This window comes from Pseudoalteromonas sp. SG45-3, assembly GCF_014164075.1.
GTDB lineage: Bacteria > Pseudomonadota > Gammaproteobacteria > Enterobacterales > Alteromonadaceae > Pseudoalteromonas > Pseudoalteromonas distincta.
Genome location: NZ_JACJEN010000001.1, coordinates 38,227 through 61,939, shown reverse-complemented (window position 1 = coordinate 61,939; position 23,713 = coordinate 38,227). Strand labels below are relative to the sequence as shown.

Genomic DNA, 23,713 nt, shown 5'->3' with positions numbered 1-23,713 from the left:
TAAATTCCAAATACCTTAACTTTAATACGCTAAGGGGCGCTTTAAATTGCGCCAATTAATACTACCCGCTAAAAGCATTTCGCGTAGTGATAAAACCCGTGGCATGCAACGCTTCGAAAATTGCCACTGATGCCCGCAACATGCAGCGGTTAAACTCACTTTACTTGGCTTTATTAGCTGAGCATTTTGCTGCTCTAGCCCATTTCCTAAAAAATCAAACCAACCAAGCTCGTTACAATGCAGCTTATTTTCGCCTAACTGATCGATACTGTCTATTCTAAGACGCACCTGATCGTAGCCATGCAATATAACGGGCACAATAAGCCCCACTTTGGCATACGTTTGATAAAAAAGTTCATTAGCTTGAACATTCACATCGGGTGGGGTCGGTTTTTGCTTTTCAAGCCACGTACCATTTTGTGCATCAAGCGTAAAAGGCGTGTCACCATTGGCAACTAACGTTGCCGCTCGCTCAATATAATAAGGTAGGCTTTTTAACTGGCGGCGCAGTTTATCGGCATTAGGCTCTGCAACTAATCGCTGAACCTCACGCTGATAAAACGCATTGCACAATTGTGCATACAACACTTTTTGTGCATCAGTTTGCCAAATTTCAACTTGCTGTTGAGCACCAAGTGACTGATTTTTAGCGACCAAAAGCTGTACTCAAAAATATTCAGGTAAATGTTTTATAACACAGTATTGAATGTTTTTTAAGCGCAGCGCACTATTTTAAGCGCTTGGCTTTTCACCTAATTTTGCTTTACCTGATTCTAAAAATTGCACAACCGTATTACGCTTTTTACCAATCAATAAACTGCCATCAGCTAAAAACATAAAGTTTTGCCAATTGCGTTTAAATACATCAAACGTCGTTTCGATAATATTATCGCGTGCCATACAAAAATAAACCGTGGTGTTAGCTTCCCAATCTAAAAACGTTAAGATTGCTTCTGGTGGTAACGCATCGCCATTTTCCCACGCATCTTGCCAATCTACTTCTTGGCTAAAGCTTTTTTCTTGACCACACCAATCGGTGTCTTCAAAAAAATCAGGGTGATCAAACTCACGGCTCACCATGGTTGTCCAAAGTACGGCTGCGCGCTCGTCGCTCATAGGCTTTATTTTTGCTGCGTCTTCATCAGATACAGGTAAATCTTTGTGGCGAAAAACCCACGCCTTTTTGTAATCATCTAAAGAAATATAGTTCATAGTATTGGCAAATTAGTTAACATTAAAAGTGCAAAGCCAAATTATACAAGAGATCAAAACATGACTACAGCAATAAAACCACTTTCCCTAAAACCAGGCATATACCAACACTACAAAGGCCCGCAATATAAAGTTATTCATGTTGCCACCCATAGCGAAACCGAGGAACAGCTTGTGATTTACCAAGCACTTTATGGTGAATTTGGTATATGGGCGCGCCCACTTAGTATGTTTTTAGAAACTGTTGAAAAAGAAGGTGAGGTCATACAGCGTTTTGCTTATATTGGACCTGCTGCTTAACTATGGCATTATAACAAAATAACTTACTGCTCAGACCAGACAAGGGTACACCGTGCAATTTAATTCAACTGACAATTACATAGCGAGTAGCGCACTTAAACAAGCTGTAAATGCTGCCATTATGCTCGAAAAACCACTTTTAATTAAAGGCGAACCTGGCACAGGTAAAACCATGCTGGCTGAGGAGTTGGCTAAAAGCTTAGATACCACGCTTATTCAGTGGCATATAAAATCGACTACTAAAGCGCAGCAAGGTTTATACGAGTACGACGCGGTTTCGCGCCTGCGCGACAGCCAACTAGGTGACGAGCGTGTACACAATATTGGCAACTACATCGTTAAAGGTAAGCTTTGGCAGGCATTTACGTATGCAGAGCTTAACGGCAAACGCCCAGTGCTTTTAATTGATGAAATAGACAAAGCCGACATAGAGTTCCCAAACGACTTACTACTTGAGCTCGATAAAATGGAGTTTCATGTTTATGAGACTAACGAGCGCATTGTCGCAAAAGAGCGCCCTATTGTGATCATCACATCAAATAACGAAAAAGAATTGCCGGACGCATTTTTACGCCGCTGCTTTTTTCATTATATTGATTTTCCTAGCAGCGACGAAATGCAGCAAATTATTGACGTGCACTACCCTAACGTTAAACAGGATTTAGTACGCCAAGCACTTGAAGTGTTTTTTAACCTGCGCGAAGCAAACGGCCTTAAAAAGAAACCTTCCACCAGCGAATTACTCGATTGGTTAAAGCTTTTAATGGCTGAAGACATAGACGCTAAAACACTGCACGACAAAGCGCAAAAAGGCGGATTAATGCCAATGTTTGGCGCCTTACTTAAAAACGAGCAAGATATAAGCCTAATCGAAAAACTCGCCTTTATGAGCCGCCGTTAAGATGTTGATTGCGTTTTTCTTCAAACTGCGTGAATACCGCCTACCTGTAAGCCTGCGCGAATTACTCGATTTAATTAACGCCTTAAAAAAAGGCGTTATATTTGCCGACGTAGACGCCTTTTACCATTTAGCACGCACCATAATGGTAAAAGACGAAACGCACTTTGATCGATTCGACAAAGCCTTTAGCGACTACTTTAGCGGTATTGCCGACCTTGATTTGCTCGAGAGCTTAAAGCAACAGCACAACCTACCTGAAGATTGGCTACGTAAAGAGTTTGAAAAACACCTAAGCGATGAAGAAAAAGCCCAACTAAAAGCCATGGGCGGGCTCGACGAGCTTATGAAAACCCTAAAAGAGCGTTTAGAAGAGCAACAAAAACGCCACGCTGGCGGCAATAAATGGGTGGGCACTGGCGGCACATCACCTTTTGGTGCATACGGCTATAACCCAGAAGGTGTGCGTATAGGGCAAGACGGCAACCGTAACCGCCAAGCAGTAAAAGTGTGGGATAAACGAGAATACAAAAACCTCGACACCGACAGAGAAATTAGTTCGCGCACAGTTAAACTCGCCCTTAAAAAGTTACGAAAGTTCGCCCGCACTGGCGCAAGCGACACGCTAGATTTAAACGAGACTATTCGCGCTACTGCAAAACAAGGCGGCATGCTTGATGTAAAAATGGCGCCCGAGCGCCACAATGCAGTAAAAGTATTGATGCTATTTGATATTGGCGGCTCAATGGATGACTACATTCATACCTGCGAAGAGCTATTTAGCGCCGCCCACAGCGAATTTAAACACCTAGAGTTTTACTACTTTCATAACTGTTTATACGAGCACGTTTGGCAAGACAACGCGCGCCGCCATTCAAACGTGATTGACACCATGACGCTGATTAATAAATTTACCAGCGACTACAAAGTAATATTTGTCGGTGATGCCACTATGGGCCCATATGAAATAGCCTACCCTGGCGGCTCGGTAGAACACTACAACGAAGAGCCCGGCAGTGCATGGTTATCACGTGTCACAAACCACTTTGATAAAGTCGCCTGGCTCAACCCACAACCCGTTGAACACTGGCCATACTATCAATCGATTGGCTTTATAAAAGAGCTAATGAACAACCGCATGTATGCGTTGAGTTTAGATGGGATAAGTAGAGCGATAAAAGAGCTGAGTTAAAGTGAATAATAGAAATATATTAAAATTAATTTTGTTTGCATCACTTATTATAAATTTGGTTTTTATTACTATCTTTATAAGTGACTCTAAAAAGAATAAAAGCATTTATTTATTAGCAAGCAATGTTGAAGCTAAATGCTTGAATGATTGGAAATCACAAGACTCTAGGGTGCCTTTTATTACCTCTCATCAAATTTTAGGACCAGATCCTTTTACTGAGTATAACCTTTTAGAGCTGGGAGGTTATGATCAGTCAACATCTTTCACATACGAATTCTCAGCATGTTTTAAAGATAAATTTTCTACAGTAAGAACAATTGCAGAGATGAAATATGCTATTGATTTCATGGGTAAGCAATCAAAAAATGTTGGATTTTATAAATTACCAAATTCTGACGAAATTGTTGTTTACTCAAATGAGTAACAATTAGGCTAGATTGGCTAAACTCACAACTCGTCGAGCATTGGCTGCACTATCAATCAATTGGCTTTATAAAAAAGCTAATGAATAATCGCATGTATGCGCTTAGTTTAGATGGGGTCAGTGGAGCGATAAAAGAGCTGAGTTAGATGCGAACTAACGACAGTTCAGTTCCTGCAGCTAACCTTCTAGGCGTGTATCTGAAACTCTGTTGGGTGGCGCCTTCGGCTTAACCAACCTACCTTTTGACGTAGGTCGAATAAGTAGCGAAGCCACGCCATCCGACAAAAATGAAGAATTTACTAGAAACAACCCGACTTACCGCGTTATCAGACCTCTCAATCTATAAAAGTATCCATACCAAGCTTCTCTGCGAAGCTTTTATTACGCCTATGCGCTCTAGTTGCAATGTCAGATAGCTTAATTAATTCTTGTTGACCATATGCAATAACATTTCTCATAGCTGTTTTATCAATAATTTTTATTTTTTCTCTTAACCAAGTCCCACTAACTGTTTGGTCATATTCAGAAGGAAGATCAAAAGGTGAGAAATCTTCACCAATTAAATAACAGTAAAACTTCTCGATCTTTTTAGTACTAAAATTTGCAATTAATGTGCAGTATTTTTCAGTTTGCTGTAGATGTTCAGACAAATCAATATCAGCAGCTTTAAACTCAACAAGTACACACTTCCCTTCATCTGCAAAAATAAAAATGTCTGGACGTTTAGCTATCTTGAGCTGAAGTTTTTTAATTTCCTCTTCTGGAATATCTTTCAGCATAAATACCCCTGATTCAGATTGAATCTTATTCAGGGGTACATCAGAAAAACTGTCAAAATATATAAATTCTTCATCTAAAATCCAAAGATCATTTAGGTTACCGTTGGATTTTCGTTTAAATACTAAATCATGGATAAAGCCCTCTTTATCTCTTCTACTTTTCCCTTCAGAAAGATCTTTTGTTTGAGCTATCAAGTCATTATTTAAAATTTTATCAAGTAATTTTGCAACTAACTCTCTTCTGACAACATATTTAGAAAGCTCTTCTTTATTTTGAGCACCAATCAATGAAGATAATTCTTCTGATTTTTTCTCTAAATCCTTTTGATAGTTTGCTGCTGTAGGGTCCATTAGTTCTAATTGTTCAATTACTTTTCTGGCTTTATTACTTTTATCTGCAACATATTTCGCTTCTTCAATATGCAAGTTTTTAGTGATAATTTCTTCATTATCGCTCAACTTAACTACCTTCTTAACACTCATAGCAATATGATTTGAGATTCCTAACTCTTTAGCCAATAACATAACTTTTCTTTCTGCACTTTCTTGAGCTAGCTCTATTTCTTTATATATGAGTTTCAGCTGCTTATTAGCCTGCTCAATTATGTCATCAATATAAACCTCAGCTTCGGTGTCAAAAATTGAGTTTGATAGCTCTTTTACATCTGCTTTACTAGGTATAGTAAAGGAATCGACTGAATGATTAACATTATCTGGCTTATCCAAAAAATCACCGTAAAAAGCAGTAATCATTTTATGACCTAAATGACCATTACTTTTTTTCAAAACAGAGTTTTTCACCTCTTCAACTGGAATGTCTTTACTGCATAAAAATGCACCATGAATATCAACATCTTCAGCAGGAAAACTAAACACACACCAACTAAATTTTTCAGGTTTAAAGCCTTTGGGCTTGCGCCAACCAATGTCCCCATTATCGTCAAAAGATTCTTGATAATTCACATAAAAGTCACCGCTATCGGTAGGTTTTGGAAAATCATCAGGCTTTATAGTCAAAGTTTCATCTTCAGCAACTTGGTAAGTAAATTTTAAATTAATCGTGGGAAATACCTTTCCTTTGGTTAATTCAAGATAAGCTCTCAAAGCAAATTGCGACTTAACCCATGAGACGAAACTGCTGAACTTAAGTTTTGAATAAGCATTATTATCTTGCTTATGATTTCTTAGTTGCTTCAACGTTACTGTAGTTTTTAAATTATTTTTATCAATTAATTCCGATACACTGTCGTCATATATAAAATTATTTTTACAACTGCTAAATTCTCTTAAATAATAATCTTCATTTTGACGGTAAATACTTTTTACAGATACTTCACCAAACCGATGTAAATATTGAAGTCTACCCGACCCCCTGTTATTGAACCCCTTACTTCTATCCAAAAGCCTTTCAAAGCGTTCAAATGACTCTTTGTTAAATCCAGCTCCAGAGTCTGTTATCTCAATAAACTCAAGTCGTTTGGAACTTTCATCTTGATCGTTAAAGTAAAGCTCAATTGTTATATTCCTGTCGCCGCTTTCGTCAAGCTTAAAGATGGACTCTAAAGAATTGTTAAGAGCTTCAACTATTGGAGAAAAAGGGTTTTTTGATGCTTTAATTAAGTTAAGCATCCCTTGCAAGTCACTATATGGATTTTTACGCATTCATATTATCCCTTGAATTTATTAAGCACCAATCACAGTAGTTATAACTGAATAAACATTGTTGCTGTAGCAACTTTAAGGTTTTTACAATAAAATTAATAGCTATTACGATCAACTCTAAAGATGACGATTTCGTAGTGAGTAAAATCAGCTCAACAAATACAAAAAGAAAACTATCCCTTCGAAGGCTAATTCAAATTTACTACAATGAAAGTTAGATCCCTTTACTCATAAACAAGCTGTACGGATCTAGCTCATAATCACCAAACGGCTCGCACTCTTTAAAACCAAACTGAGTATAGAGCTTTTGTGCGGGCAAGAACGCATCAGCGGTGCCGGTCTCTAAACTTAATTTTTTATAACCTCGCAGTGTTGATTGCTCAATAATATGCGTGAGCAATTTAGCAGCGATGCCTTGGCGTAAATAGCTGCTTGATGTGCGCATTGATTTAATTTCGCCATGCGTTGTATTTAGTGCTTTTAAAGCGCCAACACCCGCTAAATTATTATCAATCCATAAGCTATAAAAAGTTATATCGGGCTGAGTGAGTTTACTCACATCAAGTGCATGTACGCTCTCAACGGGTGAGTGTTTTAACATATCGTTATGGTGTGCTTGTAGTAGCTTTATAACGTGTGGGTTTGAAAGCTCACCTATTCTAATATCCATTTATGCCTCGTTTAATCCTAGAATTTAATGCTTGAGGGCTTTAGGGCTTTAATTAAAACCCTAAAGTAAGTGGCTCTATTTAGGCTGCTAGTTTCCATACTACAAACGCAACAGCAAAGCCTACTAAATACACTAAACCTAACCACGTTAAACTACGTAATAGCACGCTGTGCTTTATAGCAGGCTCTGAGCGCACAAGGCTAAAGTTGAGCCATGCAAATACAGGCGTTGTAACAAATGAAAGTGTCATTGCAAACGTAAGCATGGGGCCAAGGGCTGATTTAAAAAATAAAATAACGGCCATACCGGCAAGTGCTTGTAGTATTAACCAAATATTTAGACTGTGTTTTGATTGCCCAAAGCCAAGTAATTTATGGGATTCGTTAAGCGTACGCGCGTAACCATCAAGCACGGTAAGTGTAGTACCAAACATACATAAAAAAGCGATTGCTGATACAAGCGGCCTTGCCCACTCGCCTATTGTTAATGCGTACATATCAATAAGCTGCTTGGCAAACGCGACACCGCCGAGTTCTATACTACTGGTCTGCCCGTACTGCACTAATACACCTAAGCTAAAAAATACCAAGGCTAAGCCAGCTGTAAGCCAGTAACCTACGTTAAAATCGAACAAGCCTTGGCTTTTAGAAACTGTTTGCTGGGCTTGTTTTTCTTTTAGCCATAAAGAACTTAATGCAGATATTTCGATAGGGGCTGGCATCCAGCCCATTAAAGCCACCATAAAGCTCAGCATAGCAAGCTCATATGGTGATGGACCAACATAATCAGCAGGCGCCATTGGGCCATTACTAAACGCGATAACTAACGCAATAACGGTAGCCAGCGTTAATAACCCCATTATGCCTTTGGCCACACTGTCGAGCGCTTTAAAGTGCCCTAACAATAATATGGCTAAGCACACTCCTAATAATATCCAACATAGCAGTGTTACTTCTATCACTACGGGCAACGCGTAATGCAGTAAGCTTGCAGTAAGTAGTAATACGCCAGCGGTATTAACTACGGCGGCTACAATGTTTAAACCGATAAAACTGTAAAAATAAAACGGGCCTTTGCTTTTATAGCCCTCCACTAGGCTATTTTTAGTGGCGAGTGTGTATTCCATACCAAAGCGAAAAAACGGGTACTTTAAAACATTAACAACGAGGATAAGCCAAAATAATTGCCAGCCAAATATTGCCCCAGCTTGCGTAGAGGCAACTAAGTGAGAACCGCCAATAGCGGCTGTTGCCATGAGTATTCCAGGTCCAAGCGCACCTAGTCGAGACTTCCATACTGCTTTTGTTGTGTGCATTAATTTCTCAAAATATGTGTGTTATACGCTGCTTTTATTAATTTTTTTAATCAATAAACTGCAAGAACGCATAACTTACCTAAATTACAGGCAATAAAAAAGAGCCATACGGCTCTTTTTTACAATACTTTGTGACTAAATTTTATTTAAGATCCATCTCTTGGATGATCTCGTGTGCGATTTCAGGTGTAGTGCTAACAGGCTTTTCGTGTAAGTTTGCTTTTATCTGCCCTTTTCGATGTTTTAGTGCCGCATCGAGTTTTTTAGCTGCGCTTGCAATGGCTGGGTACATAACTTCGTTTTCCCCTTTTACCGATATGCGCGTGCCTTCGTAATTAGTGCTAATTTCAGCTTGGATTTTATGATGCTCTTTAGACAAAATAATATCGAGTGCAATAAGCGATGGAAAGTGGCTCTCGATTTTTGAAAATTTTTCGTTGATGTGCTCTCTAATAGAGTCAGTAACTTCAACATGGTGACCAGAAAGATTAATTTTCATAGGGTATCCTTTTATTTGTTACCTCATAAATAGTATTGGGGGCTATTTAGATTAACACAAGGAAAAAAGAGAGATATTTGAGGTTTATTTACGGTTTTTGGTGATTTAAATCATGTGTTGCGCAAAGTTTATGCAAAGCCCATAGTACATGGGCTTTCAGACGTCTAGCTGTATTGATTAATCTGTGTACGAACAACAGTAGTCAGCAAAATCAGATACTTTTACTTTAAAGCTTACATTTGCATCAACATTAAACGATTCACCTGCGTTAAATGTTTTCCACTCACTCGCCTCTGGTAATAAAATATCCCATTGGCCAGCTAAAAGCTCCATGCATTCTTTTTGGTTTGTATCAAAAACAAACTCACCTGGTTGCATAAAGCCTAACGTTTTCGCTTCGCCATCACCTAAAATAACGGTACGGCTTGACACTTTTCCGTCAAAATATACATTGGCTTTTTTTACTACACTTACGTTATCAAACTTTGGCATTTTTAGCTCCTGCTATTAATTTAAGGTTATTATTTATAAATTTTATCGCACTACCTTGCCTGATAGCTTACTTTCTTGCAAGGAAAGCAGCATTGATAAAGGTGAAGTTGCTTCATGTAAAGGCATAAAAAAACCCGCAACATGTGCGGGTTTTTCAATTACTTACTTTATTTAATCAAAGCGATTAAAAAAGTTCGTTTGCTTTACTTACAATGTTTGCCACTGTAAAACCAAAGTGCTCAAACAGCTCGCCTGCAGGTGCTGACTCACCAAAGGTAGTCATACCTACTACTGCGCCGTTTAGGCCTACGTACTTGTACCAGTAGTCAGCAATACCTGCTTCTACTGCTACGCGGCGTGAAACAGATGCCGGTAATACGCTTTCTTTGTATGCTGCGCTTTGATCTTCAAAGGCATCAGTACATGGCATAGATACAACACGTACCTTTTTACCTTGGCTGCGTAGTTCGCTTGCTGAATCTTGTGCTAGTTGCACTTCAGAACCTGTTGCAATAAAGATAATCTCTGGGTTGCCGTCACAGCTAAGGATGTAACCACCCTTCTTAACATCTGCTAATTGCTGTGCGTCACGGGCTTGTTGCTCAAGACCTTGGCGAGTAAAGATTAACGATGTAGGACCGTCTTTACGCTCAATAGCTTGTTGCCATGCAATTGCCGATTCAACTTGGTCACATGGACGCCAGTTGTATAAGTTAGGCGTTAAACGCATGCTTGCAATTTGCTCTACTGGTTGGTGAGTTGGACCATCTTCACCTAGGCCGATTGAATCGTGCGTGTATACAAAAATGCTTGGTTGCTTCATTAATGCAGCCATACGTACGGCATTTTTTGCATATTCAACAAACATTAAGAACGTAGCACCGTAAGGAATAAAACCTTTATGAAGGGCAATACCATTCATAATTGCCGACATACCAAACTCACGTACACCGTAGTAAATGTAGTTACCGCTTGCGTCGTTGTGCGTTAAACCTTTAGAGCCATCCCAAATTGTTAAGTTTGAGCCTGCTAAATCGGCTGAGCCACCCATGAATTCTGGTAATAACGGACCAAATGCGTTTAATGCATTTTGCGATGCTTTACGAGACGCTGGGTTTGCAGGGTTTGCTTGAAGTTGCTCAATGTACGCTTGAGATTTTTCAGCCCAATCGCCAGGAAGTTCGTTATTAATACGACGCTTGTATTCAGCCGCAAGCTCTGGGTATGCTTTTGCGTATGCTGCAAATTTTTCGTCCCAGCTTGATTCAAGCTGCTGACCTTTTTCTTTGCTATCCCATTGTGCGTAAATATCATCAGGAATTTCGAACGCATCGCCAGTCCAACCTAAGAATTCGCGAGACGCTTTAATTTCATCATCACCTAGTGGTGCACCGTGACAATCGTGGCTACCAGATTTATTAGGTGAGCCGTAACCAATAATTGTTTTACAACAAATTAGTGATGGTTTATCGGTAACACTTTTAGCTTCTGCAATTGCAGCACTTATAGCATCGCTGTCGTGGCCATCAACACCACTAATTACATGCCAACCGTATGCTTTAAAGCGAGCTGGCGTGTCATCCGTAAACCAACCTTCTACTTCACCATCGATTGAAATGCCGTTGTCATCCCAAAATGCAACAAGTTTACCCAGACCTAATGTGCCTGCAAGTGAACCAGCTTCATGAGAAATACCTTCCATAAGGCAGCCATCGCCCATAAATGCATAGGTAAAATGATCAACAATATCGTGACCTTCACGGTTAAACTGGGCAGCTAGCGCCTTTTCAGCAATTGCCATACCTACGGCATTTGTGATCCCTTGACCTAATGGACCCGTAGTAGTTTCGATTCCTGGTGCATAGCCATATTCAGGGTGACCTGGTGTTTTAGAATGCATTTGACGGAAGTTTTTAATTTCGTCCAGTGGTAAGTCGTAACCACTTAGATGCAATAGAGAATAGATAAGCATTGAACCGTGGCCGTTTGAAAGAATAAATCTGTCACGGTCAGCCCACTCTGGATTTGTTGGGTTGTGTTTTAGATAATCGCGCCATAATACTTCTGCGATATCAGCCATGCCCATAGGGGCTCCAGGGTGACCAGATTTGGCCTTTTGTACTGCGTCCATTGACAAGACGCGAATAGCATTTGCAAGTTCTTTGCGAGATGGCATGAATTCTCCTACCTTTATGTGTATTTGCGCGGGTATTTATGTGTTTGTTTATGCACCCAAGTAACTTGGGTTTGTTTATATTGACCATTCTTACTTATTGTGGGGGCTGTGTGCAATTAAAAACCCTATAAAAGTGAGGCATTATGAATATTTTTTAAGACCAAAAAGTTATTAGTAATTTTATTTAGACGTCTAGGCGTAAAAACACTATGCAAGGTGTTTTGTTTTCGATAAAATACGCCCCTTAATTTTTTAGCGCTAATACCGACGTTTGTGAAGCGCAATATTTGTGAGCAGAATTACAATGGCAAAACATTTATTTACTTCTGAATCAGTTTCTGAAGGTCATCCGGATAAAATCGCCGATCAAATCTCTGATGCGGTACTTGATGCTATCCTAGAGCAAGACTCTCATGCCCGTGTTGCGTGCGAAACTTACGTAAAAACAGGTATGGTTATGGTTGGTGGTGAAATCACTACTAGCGCATGGGTTGATATTGAAGAAATTACACGTAAAACAGTACGTGAAATTGGCTACACGCATTCAGACATGGGTTTCGATGCAGATTCATGTGCAATTTTAAACACTATTGGTAAACAGTCTCCTGACATTAACCAAGGTGTTGACCGTACTAGCCCAGAAGAACAAGGTGCTGGCGACCAAGGTCTTATGTTTGGTTACGCATGTAACGAAACAGAAGTACTAATGCCTGCGCCAATTACTTACTCACACCGTTTAGTACAGCGCCAAGCGCAAGTACGTAAAAGCGGCGAGCTTAACTGGTTACGTCCAGATGCAAAATCTCAAGTTACTTTTGCATACGAAAATGGTAAGCCAGTAGGTATTGATGCAGTAGTACTATCTACTCAGCACAGCGAAGACATTTCGCAAAAAGATTTAGTAGAAGCGGTGATGGAGACTATCATCAAGCCGGTACTTCCTGCAGAGCTTATTACAAGCGCGACTAAATTTTTCATTAACCCAACGGGTCGCTTTGTAATTGGCGGACCAATGGGCGATTGTGGTCTAACAGGTCGTAAAATCATCGTTGATACATACGGTGGTATGGCTCGTCACGGTGGTGGTGCTTTCTCTGGTAAAGATCCATCAAAAGTTGACCGCTCAGCTGCATACGCTGCACGTTACGTTGCTAAAAACGTAGTTGCGGCTGGCCTTGCTGATAAATGTGAATTACAAGTTTCTTACGCAATCGGTGTTGCAGAGCCTACATCTATCAGCGTTGAAACGTTTGGTACAAGCAAGTTAGAAGAAAGCCGTTTAATCGAGCTTATTCGTGAACACTTTGACCTGCGCCCTTACGGCTTAATTCAAATGCTTGATTTAGAGCGCCCTATCTACCTTCCTACAGCGGCTTACGGCCACTTTGGTCGTGACGAATTCCCTTGGGAACGTACAGATAAAGCTGATGCACTTCGTGCAGCTGCAGGCCTTTAAGCTAAAAGTGTTGAAGTAAATTAAAAACGGCCCTTAATAGGGCCGTTTTTGTATCTAAAACTTATCAGTTACATTGTTTGTAGTACGTCTACAAAATAACTATAAAATCAACCTCGAATTCTTTTGTACTTTAGGTATATACTCATTTCATTATAAAAGCTTTAGGGATAGTTAAATGGCCGATAACTTTCGCGTTATATTTGCAGGACTTGCCGATAACGTTGACATAAAAACAGCGTGCGCAAACTTAGCTGCAAAATTAAAAACGTCAGATGAAAAAGTAGCTCTTTTTTTTAAAGGTAAGCCGCTGTTTGCGCCAAGCGATAAAGACAAAGCGTTAAAACAGACTAAGTTATTAGCAAGCCTAGGTATTAAAAGTAAGCTGCAAGCTGTTTCAAATGCGATTCAAAATAGCTCCCCCGCAGCTGCAAATAACAACCAACTTGATGAACGTATTTTTGATGCACTTGATTACATCACTAGCAGCTTAATACGCCTTGAAGAAAAGCTAGATGAGCTAGAGCAACGCCTTCCTGAAGCTCAATTAAATACACCAGACGAAAGTGTAGACGAATGGCAAAATGATGACCTAATGCTAGATGAGGATTTAGCGACTCCTAAAAAACGCAGTAACTTACTTTTATATTCATTGATTGCAACTGCCACCATTTTGCTAGTCGTACTGGCTGTTTTTTTGATTTTTCCCGATTTATTCTCTTTTTAAAAATGGCTAATTAGTTTAATGAGCAATAAACGCGCACAAATAAGAGCTGAAATTCGTAACACCCGTAAAAACTTGTCAAATAATCAGCAAATAATTGCTGCGCAATCGCTAAAAATGAATTTTATTCAACACTTAAAAAGCGAAAACACAACGAATTCAAAGCATATTGCCATTTATTTAAGTAACGACGGAGAACTAGACACTTCATTGTTAATTAAAGAATTATGGAACTTAAACCACGTTGTTTATCTACCTATAATACACCCATTCAATGGCGCTAATTTACTATTTCAGCGCTATGAGAAAAACTCACCCATGAGGGCAAATCGCTGTGGTATCTTGGAGCCTAAGCTGAACTGCTCTCAAATATGCCCATTACCAGCGCTTGATTACCTCCTTATGCCATTAGTGGCATTTGATAAACAAGGTAATCGCCTAGGAATGGGAGGTGGGTTTTACGACCGGACATTGGCGCGTTTACACGAACAAAATTGGCAAAAACCACAACTAATTGGCCTTGCACATGAATGCCAAAAAGTTGATGCTCTACCAATCGAGTCATGGGACGTACCTCTTAAAACCATTATCACCCCAGATAAAACATACTGTTGGTAACATTTAATTTTGGTTACTAACCGCATATTTCTGACATACATGAGCACAAAGCAATGACACAAGACGAATTAAAAAAAGCAGCTGCTTGGGCAGCTCTCGAGTTTGTAAAAGAAAACACCATTGTAGGTGTCGGTACAGGCTCTACTGTTAATCACTTTATTGATGCCCTTGGCTCAGTAAAGGACACTATTGTAGGCGCTGTATCAAGCTCAGAAGCGTCAACTGCACGTTTGGAAGCGTTAGGTATTGAAGTGTTTGAACTTAATAACGTTGATGCTTTAGATGTATACGTTGACGGCGCTGACGAAATAAACGCTCAAAACGAAATGATTAAAGGCGGCGGCGCAGCGCTAACACGTGAAAAAATAGTAGCAGCAGTTGCAAAACAGTTTGTGTGTATTGTTGATGACACAAAGCTGGTAGATACATTGGGTGACTTCCCGCTTCCGGTAGAAGTTATTCCAATGGCGCGCAGCTACGTTGCACGAGAATTATTAAAACTTGGTGGTGACCCTGTTTATCGCCAAGGCGTAGTTACCGATAATGGTAACGTTATATTAGATGTATTTAACTTAAAAATTACCAATGCCAAACAACTTGAAACACAAATCAATTCAATTGTTGGCGTAGTTACCAACGGCCTATTTGCGATGCGAGGTGCTGATAAAGTGATTATCGGTACCAAAAATGGGCCACAAATTAAATAGGATGAGGTTATGAGTAAGGTATCGTTAGCAAAAGACAAAATTAAAATTCTCTTGCTTGAAGGTGTTCACCAAAGCGCTGTTGAAACGCTAAAACGTAACGGTTACAGCAATATCGACTACGTTAAAACATCCTTACCTGAGGACGAGCTTAAAGAGCGCATTAAAGATGTTCACTTTGTAGGACTTCGTTCTCGTACTCATATTAACCAAGCTGTATTAGACTCAGCTGAAAAGCTAGTTGCTATTGGTTGTTTTTGTATTGGTACAAACCAAGTTGATTTAGATGCAGCACGCGAACGTGGTATTGCTGTATTTAACGCTCCATTTTCTAATACTCGTTCAGTTGCTGAACTTGTACTTGGCGAAATTCTACTTTTATTACGTGGTATTCCAGAGCGTAATGCAGCGGCTCATCGTGGTGGCTGGTTAAAAACAGCAAATGGTTCGTTTGAAGCACGTGGTAAAACATTAGGTATTATTGGCTACGGTCACATTGGTACTCAGCTAGGTATTATGGCTGAAAATATCGGTATGAACGTGGAGTTTTACGATATCGAAGATAAGTTATCACTGGGCAATGCAACACAAGTTCATAACCTTACTCAGCTGTTACAACGCTCTGATATTATTAGCTTACATGTACCAGAAACACCGCAAACTAAAAACCTTATTGGTACAGCAGAACTTGCAGTTATGAAGCAGGGGTCTATTTTGATCAATGCATCACGCGGAACTGTTGTTGATATTGATGCTCTTGCAGAAGCGCTTACAGAGAAAAAACTAAGTGGTGCAGCAATCGATGTGTTCCCTACTGAGCCAAAATCTAACGATGAAGAATTTGTATCGCCACTGCGCCAATTCGACAATGTTATTTTAACGCCGCACATTGGTGGTTCTACACAAGAAGCGCAAGAAAACATTGGTATTGAAGTAGCGGGTAAATTGGCTAAATATTCAGATAATGGCTCAACTATTACTGCGGTTAACTTCCCTGAAGTATCGCTACCTGAGCTTGCTAATCGTAGCCGTTTATTACACGTACACCACAACCGCCCAGGTGTACTAACGCAAATTAACCAAGCGTTTGCACAGCACGGTATTAATATTGCTGCGCAATACCTACAAACAGACGCATCTATTGGTTATGTAGTTATTGATGTTGATACAGATCAATCTGAAGTAGCACTTAAAGAACTGAGCGCTGTTGAGGGTACAATTAGAGCACGTATTTTACATTAACCATTCTTTGATATTAAAAAAGGGTCCTTATGGACCCTTTTTTGTATTTAGATTACATATACTTTCTCAAGTATTTTTTGAATACCGGATCTGTTGCAGCCAACTCTTTTTGCTCAGCTAATATCTCTTTTAAAATAGCGCCTGAGGTAAGCGGGTTAGCAAGAACCACTCTAAATACAACCGTTGGTTGATTGTCGTATTTAGAAGGCGTTAAGCGTGTACGTGATACAAATGAGCGACCAGACTCGCGTTGACGCTTTTGCATACTGGCAGTAAAACGGTTCAGTGAAGCAAAAATATCTAACCGAGTTGCAGCATCTGCATCGGCTATTGCTTGTTTAATTTGCTTAGGTACATAACGATACGTTAATAAGCACAACTCAGGCTCCGAAATAAGCTCAAAGTCTTCATCAGCCTTAATTAAATCAGCAAAGTAATGTGCTTTTTTGATGCTTCGATCAATCAGCATTTCGTAACCTTTACGACCAATAACACGTAAGCAAGCATGTACTAACATTGCCATACCAGGTCGGCTGCCTTCAAGCGTGTGGCTACCTAAGTCTTTTGAACCTTTACGTAATATATACTCAGCGTGATGCTCTATTGCATCAGTTGCAGCGGGGTCTTTAAATAAAACCAAACCCGCTCCCATTGGTACATACATTTGTTTATGTGCATCGATGGTAATTGAATCTGCTCGCTCAATCCCTTTTAGTAAAGGACGGTGCGTACTCGATAAAAGGGTCGCTCCCCCCCATGCTGCATCTACATGAAAATGGCAGTTAATGTCTTGTGCTAAGTCGGCCATTTCATCAAGTGGGTCAATATTACCGGTTTCGGTTGTCCCCGCGACCCCAATAATCGCCATTACTTTAATACCTTGCGCTTCAAGCTCACGTGCTTTTTCGCGCATAGCTGTTACATCGACTTTATTATTTTCACAGGTTTTAATACCAATTAAGTTATCGCGACCAATGCCGAGTAAATCAACCGATTTACCTAACGAGTAATGCCCGCGTTCTGATATTAATACCGCTAAACCTTTATAACCGTAATGCAGCATACCAGCAATTAAGCCTTGTGCACCTATACCTCTAAAATCGCCATCAGGTTTTAATAAGCGGTTTCGCGCAATCCAAAGCGCAGTAATATTAGCAACCGTACCACCAGAGCAAAATGCACCTAATGAGGTTTTAGCACTGTGCATCCATTTAGAATAAAATGAGTCTTCTTGCCCATAAGCTAAATGATGCATCATCCCAAGCACTTGACGCTCAAGAGGCGTAAACGCTTTAGATGTTTCTATTTTTACTAGATTTTGATTTAGCCCTACCATCAATTTTGACAGCGGTAATAAAAAGTGCGGCAAGGCAGAGGTCATGTGACCAATAAAACTAGGCGCAGCTGTATGCACAGAATGTGCAACAAGTTGCTCCATTATGTCTTGGGCATAAGCAGAGACAAACGTTGGATCTTCTGGGATCACTGCCGATTGAAAATCTTTTTCTATTTCATGTAATGGTTTTTCAATTGCCGCTATATTTTCGTTTAGAAAACCTGCTAAATTACTCGAAATTTCAAGCTCGATTTTGCTTAAAGTTGAGTCTGGCGCTTCAGGTACAGTAAATATACGCTTAAGGCTTTCTTTAGAGGCGACGGCACAACGCTTTTGATCCATCTTAATACCTAGTGTGTGTGTAGCTAAAACACGCGCTTACCGATCAAAAACGCCTACTTATTAGGACATTTGGAGCAATCGTGTTTCTTTAAAAATTGCGCTAACTTTACTGCAATATAACTAAAATGTCTCGTTTAAACCTATAAAAGCAATCAAAGCGATGACAAAAAAATGATAATTTAGGGTCTATTTATCTTTCAAGGTTAAATTTTCAGCAGCCTGTTTGGTATTTAGGCAAGGCAGCGCCTATGTAGTGTGGTTATTCCCCATAAATAGGCGATAACGTAGCATTAATGCCAAACAGGCGCTGCCCAAAGGGTTCTGCCTAGGGTCTATTTACTCTTTGTTGCTCGGTTTTTACTTAGACCACTAGGTTACAAATCTCGCGCCGCGATTAAATCCCCCCTAGTTTGAACAAATTATAATCCGCAAAGATAAACAGACCCTAATTAAAACTCTACCAAACCTAATTATTTATTGGGCATTTACTTATTTTGGGTATAATAAATTTGATAACAAAAAAGGGACACATATGCCAGAAGGAAGAGTCAAAGTTAGTTGGATAGTGGCAGGCTTTAGCTTGTTTTTAATAAGCTTGCTAACCTACGTTTACTACACTTACCAAACCACGCGTGCTGAAATAATGCAGTCGGTTGATAATCGCTTACTTAATGCCGCCACCAGCGTTAAACATATTTTAGGTGACGATTATTTAAGTGCGGTTAATCAAGGCGATAATATAAGTTTTTCTTACTATCAAGATAAAAGTAAACAACTCTCTGAGTTTGCTCAAGCACTTGATATTGCTTATGTCTATTCAATGATTTTAAAAGACGGTAAGGTGCTTTTTAGCTCATCAAGCTACACGCAAGACGATCAGAATAATGGCAAGGTAACTCAATTTTTAGATCTCTACCCTGAAGCTACCGATGCAAATATAAGTGCTTTTTATTCAACAGAGCCAGTATTTGAAATATCGAGCGATCAGTGGGGCCACTTTAAAACAATTTTTATTCCTTACGTTGACCCAATCAACGGCAATACCTATTTAACGGGTGCCGATATAACTATTTATGATTTAAACGAGAAACTTAAAGAAAGCGTATCAAAAGCAGCTGCAATGGCTAGCTTCTTCTTTTTTATCGCGATACTCGTTGCCGCCATATATATTTATTTACTAAAACGGTCTTTAGCAACTGACTCAAGTACTGGTTTTTCAAATCATATTGCACTTGAGTACTTTATTAAAAAAAGTAATGCTCATCACATGCAATTAGCCGTTATTTGGGTTAATGAAATAGAAGATATAAACAGTTTTTATGGCACTGAAGTGGGTGACAAGGTAATGAAAAACTTACTTATTCACTTTAAACTTAGAAGCTCTACGCATTGCCATATATACAGACTAGCAACAAATAAAATAGTATTACTCGCGCCTAAGGAAATGAGTAATGACGAATTTACCGACCTCGTAAAAACATATAACTTTAATACACCGGTATTAACTGACCCTTTTATCTACATAACCCTATGTGCAGGTATTGCCAGTGGTAATAAATCGCTACTACTTGAAAACGCTCATATAGCAGCGCTGCAAGCTAAACAAGGCAGGCATAGTGTAGTTAACTACTCAAAAGCGCTACACGATGTAAAAACGCAATATCAATACAATGTAGAAATGGCTAAAGAAGTGCGAGAAGCGTTTGATAACAATCGTATAGTGCCTTACTTTCAACCCATTATTGACACAAATACCAATAAGGTCGTTCAATACGAATGTTTAGCTCGAATGGTAACAGCACAAGGGGAAGTATTAAAACCTGATGCATTTTTAAATGTTGTTACCCGCTCAAGAATGGACGGAATACTTACCCGTACTATATTTTCACAATGTGTTAGTCGCTTTAGAAAAACCGATATTTGCTGGAGTTTAAATATAACAGCACAAGATATGCTCGACCCTAATTTAAGTGAGTTTATTGCGGACGAACTTAAGCGCTACCCGCATCCTGGTAATATCACATTAGAGCTTTTAGAAACCCAAGCTATTGCCAACTTCTCTGAAGTAAAAGCATTTATTGGAATGGTTAAAACAAAAGGCGTTAAGGTTATTATTGATGACTTTGGTAGTGGTTATTCAAATATATCAAACGTACTTAAGCTTGAAGTAGATGGTATTAAATTAGATGGCGCACTAATAAAGCAAATAGTGAATGACAAAGATATCTACTTGTTTATTGAGCATATAGCCAGCTTTGCTAATCAACTTGGTTTACAATTAATGGCAGAATCGGTAGAAAATACAACCATAGTAACCGCACTTAAAAAGGCGAATGTGACACTAATGCAAGGCAACTATTTTGCCCACCCAGTGCCACATGTTAATACGGTTACAGAAGAATTAGCACTTTGACTTACTTTAACCAGGGCGTGTTGATCTTTGTGGATTGAAATTTGTTCAATCTAGGGGCGATTAAATCGCGGCGCGAGGTTTGTAACCTAGTGGGCTAAGTAAAAACTGAGCAACAAAGAGTTAATCGTCCCTAGAAAGAACCCAAAGGGCAGCACATGTTTGGTCTTTATGCTGCGTTATCGCCTATTTATGGGGAATAACCACACTACATAGGCTCCGCCTTGCCTAAAAACCAAACATGCTGCTGCAAAATCAATCACGAAAGGTCAACACGCCCTAGGTAAGTTTATAACGAGTCGGTGGCTTTGCTGGCCACTGGCCCAGTATTTACGCTCAAAAGGCGTAATTGCATCGTCTGACTCATAAAGTGTTACATCGCAAGGGTTGCCTGTTAATTCAAGCGCCCGAGCAAACTCCTTAACGTAAATATCCCAATTGCTGCGCACTTCTAATTTTCCACCTAACTTAACAATAAATGGAAAAATAGCTGCGCCATGCCAGCGCCTACGAATATGCTTAGATTTAGGCCACGGGTTTGGATACAACAAATAATGGTGCGTAGGTTGCCAATTGGCGGCTACCGCTAAACGCCAAAAGTCATTTAAATCTGCTTGCACTAAGATGTACTGACCACTGTCGGTTTGCTTATATTCAACATCATGCTTATCTAATCGGTGCGACGATTTATCAATACCAATTATAAGTGCATCAGGGTGGCGCTTAGCTAAGTTAGCTGAGCTTTCACCCACGCCACAACACGAGTCTAAAATAAGCGGGCCACTAAAGGCTTGTACTTTAGCATTAACCTCGTCAAATGCGGCTTGGGTATGCGCTGCTATTGGCTTTTTAAATTCAGCATCTAAATGCTTATTTACTATTTCATCAAGCTTTTCGTGAATACCCGCTTGATTAGATACAATACTACGTGAATTTGCATCACTCATTAGTGTCTTAGCCCCACACCTTTTTTAATTAAAGTTAGCGCTAAAGTAAATAACACCGTAATAAACACCAAAATAACGCCTAGCGCTACACTTAAATCAACATCCGACACACCTAAAAAGCCATAGCGAAATGCATTTACCATGTAAATAATAGGGTTTATTTGCGATACGTTTTGCCAAAATTCTGGCAATAACGTAATTGAATAAAATACACCGCCTAAGTAAGTTAATGGCGTTAGTATAAAGGTGGGAATAATGCTTATATCGTCAAAGCTATTTGCATAAATTGCATTAATTAAGCCACCTAAAGCAAACACAGCTGAGGTTAAAATAACGGTCGCCATAATTACAAAAATATTATGAATTTGAATATCAACAAATAATAACGATACACAAGTAACTATAAAGCCCACCATAATACCGCGCGTCATACCGCCGCCCATATAACCCAGTACAATGATGTAATTAGGCACAGGTGCAACTAAAAGCTCTTCAATGCTTTTTTGAAATTTTGTTGAGTAAAAACTAGAGGCTACGTTGGAATAGGAATTAGTAATAACCGACATCATTATAAGGCCAGGTACAATAAACTCCATATAACTAAAGCCGCCCATATCACCAATACGTGAACCAATTAAGTTACCAAAAATAACAAAATATAAGCTCATCGTAATTGCTGGCGGCACTAAGGTTTGTACCCAGATACGTAAAAAACGAATACACTCTTTAATCCATAAACTCTTTAAGGCTACGCCATATTTAAACATTTATTCGCCCCGCCCTTGCTCTAATAATCCTACAAATAACTCTTCTAGTCTGTTTGCTTTATTTCGCATACTCAATACTGTATTTCCTTGGCTTGTTAATGCGCTAAATACCGCATTTAAGCCCTGTGATTTAGCGACTTCTACTTCAACAGTATGATCGTCCGTCATCGTGAACTTATAACCTTCAAGCGTGACAGGGTTTGCTGGCATTTTTAAATCTAAAATAAAGGTTTCTTTATCAAGTTTTGCAAGCAGTGCTTTAATGGTGGTGTTTTCAACAATTCGACCAGAATCAATAATCGCTATGTTTTTACACAGTAACTCAGCTTCTTCAAGGTAGTGTGTGGTCAAAATAATAGTAACGCCTTGCTCATTTATTTGGCGTAAAAAATCCCACATTGAACGACGAAGTTCTATGTCTACACCCGCTGTTGGCTCATCAAGTATAAGTAATTTTGGCTCGTGCATAAGGGCGCGTGCAATCATTAATCGACGTTTCATTCCGCCTGAAAGCGTACGTGCTTGCTTGTCTTTTTTCTCTAACAAACCCAGCTGCGCTAAATATTTATCAGCACGTTTATGGGCTTCACCACGTGGCACACCATAATAACCGGCTTGGTTAACCAGTATTTGGCTAAGCGTTTCAAACTGACTAAAGTTAAATTCTTGCGGCACTAGGCCTAAATGCGCTTTTGCAGCTTCTAAATCAGTATCAATATCACAGCCAAATACTTCTACTTTGCCTTTTGTTTTATTAACAAGTGACGAAATAACACCAATAGTGGTTGATTTACCGGCTCCATTTGGACCAAGCAAAGCGAAAAAATCGCCCTCTTCAACTTGTAAATCAACGCCTTTAATTGCCTCAACACCATTTTTATAAACCTTGGTAAGGCCTTCTATATTTAAAGCAATATTTTGCTTATTCATTACTTACCCTCACCATAACCCCAACGTTTTGTTAGGTTATGCTCAATGTTTAAATGATCTAAAATTCTCGCCACCATAAAATCAACTAAGTCTTCGATACTTTGTGGCTTATGATAAAAACCAGGTGCGGCTGGCATAATTGTTACCCCTAGACGAGATAACTTAAGCATGTTTTCTAAATGAATTTCGTTAAATGGTGTTTCGCGAGGCACTAAAATGAGCTGTCCGCGTTCTTTAATTACCACATCAGCGGCGCGCTCTAATAAATTATCAGACGCCCCCACTGCAATTGCAGAAACCGATCCGGCACTACATGGGCATACTACCATTTTTTTAGGAGCAGCAGAGCCCGAAGCCACAGGGCTAAACCAGTTATCTTTACCGTATACTTTTAGCTGTTCAGGTTTGGCATTAAACAGCGTACTTAACTGCTCTGTGGCTTTATCTTCATTACCAGAGAGCTTAATATTTGATTCTGTATCAAGCACCACGCGTGCTGCACTTGAAATGAGAACGTAGACCTGAAATTGCTGCTCTAGTAATACTTCAAGTAACCTAAGCCCATAAGGCGCACCCGATGCACCACTAAATGCGAGCGTAATTCTATCTTTAAATTGCACA

The 23,713-nt window shown here is 39.5% G+C and carries 23 protein-coding genes; 10 read left to right on the top strand and 13 right to left on the bottom strand.

Annotated features, from left to right (window positions below):
• Positions 1–21: 21 nt before the first annotated feature.
• Positions 22–657: a hypothetical protein gene (locus tag H5126_RS00310; RefSeq protein ID WP_002958964.1), complete on the bottom strand. Its 636-nt coding sequence runs from the start codon at positions 655–657 to the stop codon at positions 22–24.
• A 75-nt stretch (positions 658–732) separates the two neighbouring features.
• The gene (locus H5126_RS00305) at positions 733–1,212 is read right to left on the bottom strand and encodes a DUF2947 domain-containing protein (protein WP_002958965.1); all 480 of its coding nucleotides are present in this window, start codon (positions 1,210–1,212) and stop codon (positions 733–735) included.
• Between the two features lie 60 nt (positions 1,213–1,272).
• Between H5126_RS00305 and H5126_RS00300 the strand changes: the two genes are divergently transcribed.
• Genes H5126_RS00300 through H5126_RS00285 form a run of 4 tightly spaced genes read left to right on the top strand, consistent with a single transcriptional unit; the run spans position 1,273 to position 4,026 of the window.
• On the top strand, positions 1,273–1,512 hold the full coding sequence (locus H5126_RS00300; RefSeq protein ID WP_039486721.1) for a DUF1653 domain-containing protein: 240 nt from the start codon (positions 1,273–1,275) through the stop codon (positions 1,510–1,512).
• Between the two features lie 52 nt (positions 1,513–1,564).
• Complete coding sequence (locus tag H5126_RS00295; protein WP_182712268.1) at positions 1,565–2,413, top strand: MoxR family ATPase; 849 nt, start codon at positions 1,565–1,567, stop codon at positions 2,411–2,413.
• A gap of 1 nt (position 2,414) precedes the next feature.
• Positions 2,415–3,602 (top strand): VWA domain-containing protein, encoded by a 1,188-nt coding sequence (locus H5126_RS00290; RefSeq protein WP_182720480.1) that lies wholly within the window; start codon positions 2,415–2,417, stop codon positions 3,600–3,602.
• 1 nt (position 3,603) lies between these two features.
• Positions 3,604–4,026, top strand: coding sequence for a hypothetical protein (locus H5126_RS00285; RefSeq protein ID WP_182720481.1), 423 nt, complete (start codon positions 3,604–3,606; stop codon positions 4,024–4,026).
• Between the two features lie 335 nt (positions 4,027–4,361).
• Here the strand turns inward: H5126_RS00285 and H5126_RS00280 are convergent, their stop codons facing one another.
• The 6 genes from H5126_RS00280 to tkt all read right to left on the bottom strand — a co-directional run bounded on the left by H5126_RS00280 (position 4,362) and on the right by tkt (position 11,619).
• Positions 4,362–6,467, bottom strand: coding sequence for a hypothetical protein (locus tag H5126_RS00280; RefSeq protein WP_182720482.1), 2,106 nt, complete (start codon positions 6,465–6,467; stop codon positions 4,362–4,364).
• A gap of 214 nt (positions 6,468–6,681) precedes the next feature.
• On the bottom strand, positions 6,682–7,137 hold the full coding sequence (locus tag H5126_RS00275) for a GNAT family N-acetyltransferase (RefSeq protein ID WP_182720483.1): 456 nt from the start codon (positions 7,135–7,137) through the stop codon (positions 6,682–6,684).
• 79 nt (positions 7,138–7,216) lie between these two features.
• Positions 7,217–8,392 carry an NRAMP family divalent metal transporter gene (locus H5126_RS00270; protein ID WP_165743886.1) on the bottom strand — a complete coding sequence of 392 codons (1,176 nt, stop codon included), beginning with the start codon at positions 8,390–8,392 and terminating at the stop codon, positions 7,217–7,219.
• A 202-nt stretch (positions 8,393–8,594) separates the two neighbouring features.
• On the bottom strand, positions 8,595–8,951 hold the full coding sequence (hpf, locus tag H5126_RS00265) for a ribosome hibernation-promoting factor, HPF/YfiA family (RefSeq protein ID WP_007376058.1): 357 nt from the start codon (positions 8,949–8,951) through the stop codon (positions 8,595–8,597).
• A gap of 177 nt (positions 8,952–9,128) precedes the next feature.
• The gene (locus H5126_RS00260) at positions 9,129–9,443 is read right to left on the bottom strand and encodes a pyrimidine/purine nucleoside phosphorylase (RefSeq protein WP_182720484.1); all 315 of its coding nucleotides are present in this window, start codon (positions 9,441–9,443) and stop codon (positions 9,129–9,131) included.
• Between the two features lie 184 nt (positions 9,444–9,627).
• The gene (tkt, locus tag H5126_RS00255) at positions 9,628–11,619 is read right to left on the bottom strand and encodes a transketolase (protein ID WP_182720485.1); all 1,992 of its coding nucleotides are present in this window, start codon (positions 11,617–11,619) and stop codon (positions 9,628–9,630) included.
• 304 nt (positions 11,620–11,923) lie between these two features.
• On the opposite strand from tkt, the gene metK reads away from it, so the two are divergent.
• The 5 genes from metK (at position 11,924) to serA (ending at position 16,360) form a co-directional block, all read left to right on the top strand.
• Entirely contained in the window at positions 11,924–13,075 is a 1,152-nt protein-coding gene (gene metK / locus H5126_RS00250) for a methionine adenosyltransferase (RefSeq protein WP_002958976.1), read from the top strand.
• Positions 13,076–13,250: 175 nt separating this feature from the next.
• Complete coding sequence (locus H5126_RS00245) at positions 13,251–13,799, top strand: hypothetical protein (RefSeq protein WP_182720486.1); 549 nt, start codon at positions 13,251–13,253, stop codon at positions 13,797–13,799.
• An 18-nt stretch (positions 13,800–13,817) separates the two neighbouring features.
• Positions 13,818–14,414, top strand: coding sequence for a 5-formyltetrahydrofolate cyclo-ligase (locus H5126_RS00240; RefSeq protein ID WP_182720487.1), 597 nt, complete (start codon positions 13,818–13,820; stop codon positions 14,412–14,414).
• Positions 14,415–14,467: 53 nt separating this feature from the next.
• Positions 14,468–15,121: a ribose-5-phosphate isomerase RpiA gene (gene rpiA, locus H5126_RS00235; RefSeq protein WP_002958979.1), complete on the top strand. Its 654-nt coding sequence runs from the start codon at positions 14,468–14,470 to the stop codon at positions 15,119–15,121.
• Positions 15,122–15,130: 9 nt separating this feature from the next.
• Complete coding sequence (gene serA, locus H5126_RS00230; RefSeq protein WP_024595232.1) at positions 15,131–16,360, top strand: phosphoglycerate dehydrogenase; 1,230 nt, start codon at positions 15,131–15,133, stop codon at positions 16,358–16,360.
• A 52-nt stretch (positions 16,361–16,412) separates the two neighbouring features.
• Here serA and panP read toward each other — a convergent pair whose 3' ends face one another.
• Entirely contained in the window at positions 16,413–18,038 is a 1,626-nt protein-coding gene (panP, locus tag H5126_RS00225; protein WP_002958981.1) for a pyridoxal-dependent aspartate 1-decarboxylase PanP, read from the bottom strand.
• Positions 18,039–18,570: 532 nt separating this feature from the next.
• Here panP and H5126_RS00220 point away from each other — a divergent pair.
• Positions 18,571–20,451, top strand: coding sequence for a GGDEF domain-containing protein (locus H5126_RS00220; protein WP_033020723.1), 1,881 nt, complete (start codon positions 18,571–18,573; stop codon positions 20,449–20,451).
• A gap of 266 nt (positions 20,452–20,717) precedes the next feature.
• On the opposite strand, the gene H5126_RS00215 is transcribed toward H5126_RS00220, so the two are convergent.
• Genes H5126_RS00215 through H5126_RS00200 form a run of 4 tightly spaced genes read right to left on the bottom strand, consistent with a single transcriptional unit; the run spans position 20,718 to position 23,712 of the window.
• Complete coding sequence (locus H5126_RS00215; protein ID WP_182712275.1) at positions 20,718–21,395, bottom strand: tRNA (guanosine(46)-N(7))-methyltransferase TrmB; 678 nt, start codon at positions 21,393–21,395, stop codon at positions 20,718–20,720.
• A complete protein-coding gene (locus H5126_RS00210; protein ID WP_002961025.1) occupies positions 21,395–22,162 on the bottom strand; it encodes an ABC transporter permease in 768 nt (255 codons plus the stop codon). Before H5126_RS00210 ends, H5126_RS00215 begins: the two co-directional genes overlap by 1 nt.
• Positions 22,163–23,092 (bottom strand): ABC transporter ATP-binding protein, encoded by a 930-nt coding sequence (locus H5126_RS00205; protein ID WP_182693157.1) that lies wholly within the window; start codon positions 23,090–23,092, stop codon positions 22,163–22,165. It lies immediately after the preceding gene.
• A complete protein-coding gene (locus tag H5126_RS00200; RefSeq protein ID WP_002961027.1) occupies positions 23,092–23,712 on the bottom strand; it encodes a flavin prenyltransferase UbiX in 621 nt (206 codons plus the stop codon). The genes H5126_RS00205 and H5126_RS00200 overlap by 1 nt, the downstream gene beginning before the upstream one ends.
• Position 23,713: the final 1 nt, after the last annotated feature.